This window comes from Arthrobacter mobilis, from assembly GCF_012395835.1.
GTDB classification, from domain to species: domain Bacteria; phylum Actinomycetota; class Actinomycetes; order Actinomycetales; family Micrococcaceae; genus Crystallibacter; species Crystallibacter mobilis.
Map to the genome: position 1 here is coordinate 1 of NZ_JAAZSQ010000079.1, position 818 is coordinate 818.

Annotated in this window: 2 protein-coding genes; both read right to left on the reverse strand. The window is 64.3% G+C overall.

All coding sequences use genetic code 11. The features are described from left to right. Positions 1-186: 186 nt before the first annotated feature. Positions 187-558, reverse strand: a complete 372-nt coding sequence (locus HGG74_RS20930; RefSeq protein WP_168489470.1) for a hypothetical protein — start codon at positions 556-558, stop codon at positions 187-189. Positions 559-655: 97 nt separating this feature from the next. Beyond that, positions 656-818 (reverse strand): tyrosine-type recombinase/integrase (locus tag HGG74_RS22065; protein WP_168489472.1); only part of this gene is annotated, 163 nt, incomplete at its 5' end.

Below are 818 nucleotides of genomic sequence, written 5' to 3' on the forward strand. Positions count from 1 at the left end.
GGGCAGGCTCTGAACGTGCCTGAGCAGCCCATGGTGGCCCAAGCCCAGCCAGCACCGGAAACAACGAGGGCCACCCTGCAGGATGGCCCTCGTTTGTGGCGGCGTCTGTTGGCCCGCCGTTGGGCTGTAGACGCCGCCGATCAGGAATAGATCGATGCCGGCCAGTGCCAGTGCATCACATGCCAGTCAGCCCATGCACTTGTCCTTTGCCGCTTCATACGGTTCGACCAGCGGGTCCAGCTGCCCACTCTTAAGGCTTTGCAGGTCGTCGCCGGCGCGGCTCAGGGCGTCTGGATCGAACCGGGTGGCCGCCTCAACCGCATCACCCGAATAGACGAGTGCTTGGCCTGCAATGTCGACCGCCTCCTCCGCCATGGCGACCGCCTCCTGGCAGTCCTTGATGTTGCCGCTGTTGCTGCCGGTGAGCATGCCTAGTAGGAAAGCTGCGCATACGGCCGCGCCAATAGGCAGCAGATACCACTTGTCGATCTTGGTTTTGGCAGGCGGGGTTCCCGGCGTCTCCGGGGCGGTGGTGTTTTCGGGCAGGGTGGTGCTCATAGTTGTTCCCCCAACTTTTGCGCGAATGATTCAGCTGTATTTCCCCCAGGCATGGCCTGATCCCGCCATAATGCCATGCCTATGCCTCTGGATTCCGTTAGGCCAGCACCCGGGCCACGTCGTAGCCGGCGGCCTTGTTCAGGCTTCCCCGCGCCCGGTCGTACCGGCGGGTGGTGCGGGGGTCTGCGTGGCCCATGCTGTCCTGCAGGTCGTGCAGGGCAGTGCCTGCGTCGAGGGCGATGGTGGCGAACGTATGCCGC